Source organism: Caballeronia sp. (assembly GCF_049581465.1).
In the GTDB taxonomy this organism is placed as follows: Bacteria; Pseudomonadota; Gammaproteobacteria; order Burkholderiales; family Burkholderiaceae; genus Caballeronia.
Window position 1 is genome coordinate 1 of the sequence record NZ_JBAUSA010000405.1, and the last position, 2,790, is coordinate 2,790.

At 60.6% G+C, this 2,790-nt stretch carries 3 protein-coding genes and 1 pseudogene; 1 reads left to right on the forward strand and 3 read right to left on the reverse strand.

What is annotated here, in order from left to right:
* On the reverse strand, window positions 1-282 hold a 282-nt coding region (locus WCA53_RS10160), incomplete at its 3' end, for a hypothetical protein (protein WP_423908681.1).
* On the opposite strand from WCA53_RS10160, the pseudogene WCA53_RS10165 reads away from it, so the two are divergent.
* Window positions 182-739 (forward strand): annotated as a pseudogene (locus tag WCA53_RS10165) (tyrosine-type recombinase/integrase); the annotation flags it as partial. The gene WCA53_RS10160 and the pseudogene WCA53_RS10165 sit on opposite strands and share 101 nt — an antisense overlap.
* An 89-nt stretch (window positions 740-828) precedes the next feature.
* On the opposite strand, the gene WCA53_RS10170 reads toward WCA53_RS10165, so the two are convergent.
* Both WCA53_RS10170 and WCA53_RS10175 read right to left on the reverse strand, forming a co-directional pair.
* A complete protein-coding gene (locus WCA53_RS10170; RefSeq protein WP_423908676.1) occupies window positions 829-1,827 on the reverse strand; it encodes a site-specific integrase in 999 nt (332 codons plus the stop codon).
* Complete coding sequence (locus WCA53_RS10175) at window positions 1,824-2,762, reverse strand: tyrosine-type recombinase/integrase (RefSeq protein WP_423908678.1); 939 nt, start codon at window positions 2,760-2,762, stop codon at window positions 1,824-1,826. Before WCA53_RS10175 ends, WCA53_RS10170 begins: the two co-directional genes overlap by 4 nt.
* Between the last annotated feature and the right edge of the window lie 28 nt (window positions 2,763-2,790).

The window sequence follows — 2,790 nt, forward strand, 5'->3', positions numbered from 1 at the left end:
CGCCCGATGTTTCTGACGCATTCTGCCCGAATCGGCGTGCAAGAGTACATCCAGCACGCGAGCTTGAAGGTCTCCTCTCGGGAAAGTCGGAGGGCCGTTGTGGGTCGGGCAGCGACCACCGGCAGCCGGCAGCCGGCAGCCGGCGCAGACTAACGTTCCCTTCATTCGAAAGGAGAACGTCATGGAAACGACCGCGATCAACACACCGGGGCGTGTCCCGTGGAACAAGGGCAAGTTCACAGGACAGAAGCCACCGTTGAAACTGAAGGAGATCTGGGCCATCCGGATTCGCTTGCAACTTTCGGCGCGGACACGTGATCTCGCGATTTTCAACCTGGCCATCGACAGCAAGTTGAGAGCATGCGATCTGACCAAGCTACGAGTGCGTGATATTTGCCACGGCCAACATGTCATATCCCGGGCAACGGTCATGCAGCAGAAAACGCAGCGTCCGGTCCAGTTCGAGCTTACCGAGCAGACCCGGGATAGCGCGGAAGCGTGGATCAGGACCGCCGGACTGTCGCAGTCGGACTTTCTGTTCCCAAGCAGGATTCACGGGTCGCCGCACCTTTCAACGCGTCAATACGCTCGCCTCGTGCATCGCTGGATCGCATCAATTGGTCTCGACGACACGGCGTACGGGACCCATACCATGCGTCGGACAAAGGCATCCCTGATCTACCGGCGCACAAAGAATCTGAGGGCGGTCCAGTTGTTACTTGGCCATTCCAAACTTGACTATCTCCCGCGCGGAACTATGTCCCGTGGCGCACGAGACTTACGGGACGACATCAGCCGGCCGTGCGCAGCGCGGGACATAGGTGTGGCCTATAGGCCCTTCAAGAACGCCAGCAATCGGTCATCTGGTCGATACCGTCCCGGTTTGCCTTTAGGGGGCGTGGTCCTGTCCAGAACCGCCTGTTTTAATGTGAGGTTGGCGTCCAGGTAGACCTGTGTGGTTTCAACCGATTCGTGACCGAGCCAGAGTGCGATTACTGAGGGGTCGACACCTTCTTGCAGCAGATCCATCGCTGTCGTGTGTCGCAACACATGCGGGCTCACGCGCTTGTTCTTCAGTGAAGAGCATTCGTTCGTGGCCGCTAAGACATGCTTGTGAAGCAGGTAGTGAACGCCGTGTGCGCTCAACCGGCCGCCGCGCGCATTGGGGAACAGTGGCTGATTCTCGGCCCGCGGCGGCTCTCGAACCCACGCGGCCAACACGGCGCGGGTGCTCTTGCTCAATGGCGTGCAACGCTCCTTGCGCCCCTTGCCAAACACGCGTACATGCGCGCCGGCACCAATGTGCAGGTCCTCGCGCCGAAGGCCGGTCAGCTCGGACAGGCGTAACCCCGTCTGCACAGCCAACAACAACAGAGCGTGATCGCGGCGACCTGACCAAGTCTGCTGGTCCGGCGCGGCCAGCAACGCATCGACCTCCTGTCGGCTCAGGAATGGGACCAATGCGCGGCTAAAGCGCTTGGCCGGGATGGCCAGCACACGCTGGATGTGCGCTGAGTGTGACGGCATCTCGAAGGCCGCATACCGGAAGAACGAGTGCACTGCCGTCAAGCGCAGGTTACGCGTTCGAGCCGTGATGCCACGAACCTGCTCCTGTTCATCCAGGAAGTCCGTTACCAGCGGCGCATTGATGTCTTCCAGTGCCAGAGTGGATGGCGCTTTATGCAGGCGTCGCTGTACAAATTCCAGCAGTAACCGGAATGTGTCGCGGTACGATGCGATCGTGTGCACACTAGCCTGGCGCTGGTGCATCAGGCGCTGGATGAAGAACTTCTCCAGCAAGGCGGCGAAGCTGGGCTCCCTAGTCATGATGATTCTCCCCAACGGCGTTCAAGGCGATCCATCGCTTGTGCCATCAACTCGGGCGACCCGCTCAAATACCAGTATGTGCCGGCCACATAGATGTGCCCAAGATAGGTCGACAGCACCGGCAACAAGCGCCAGGCGTCCTCTCCAGACTGATACCAACGTATCAGCACGTCAACGGCGAAGCGATGCCGGAAGTCATGCAACCGTGGCCTCTTGCTTGCGCCTTCGGCACGCAGTCCCGTTTGCCGTGACAGTGCGTAGAACGTCCGATGAACGCGACCTATGTCGAGCCGGGTGCCGCGACTCGTGACGAACACATAGGACGAGACCTGGCGACCCAGGAACTGTTTGCGGCGCCTGAGGTAGTCAGCCAGGACGGTACAGGTGGTCGGATGAATTGGGACTAGGCGCGATCGGCCGAGCTTGGCACCGCGAATCGTCAGAACGGCGTCTTCGAGGTCCACGTCCCCAAGCTCGAGGTTCAGCGCTTCGCTGATACGCAGGCCGGTAACGCTGAGCAAGCCGATGAGGCAATGGAACACCCACGGCCGCAGCGGCGTCGACGGCCAGGCCACCGGCAGTTCCAATGCCGCATTCAGCAAGCGCCGTACTTCCGCCTCCGTGTATAAATGAGGTCTGGCTCGCGTAGACCGATGGGGCAACATGCCGACCGGTGGAATTTCTGTGCGGGTGTCGGTGGCACTGCGGTGGCGGGCAAAGCCGCGTACGAAGCAAAGACGCCTGGCCCATTCTGCGGGTTGAACCGACGGATTTTGCGCCCACTCTAGAGCGAGGCCGGTGCTGATATGCTCGGCATGCCGCGTCTCCATGAAACTGACGAACCGTGGCAACAGCAAGCCGGCATCGTGCATCTTGAAGCCCAGGCTGCGGCGCAGGTCAAGGCACTCCTGAAGTGCCTCTCGAAGCGTGTTCATCGTGCACCTCCTGGCCAGGCCATGGCTA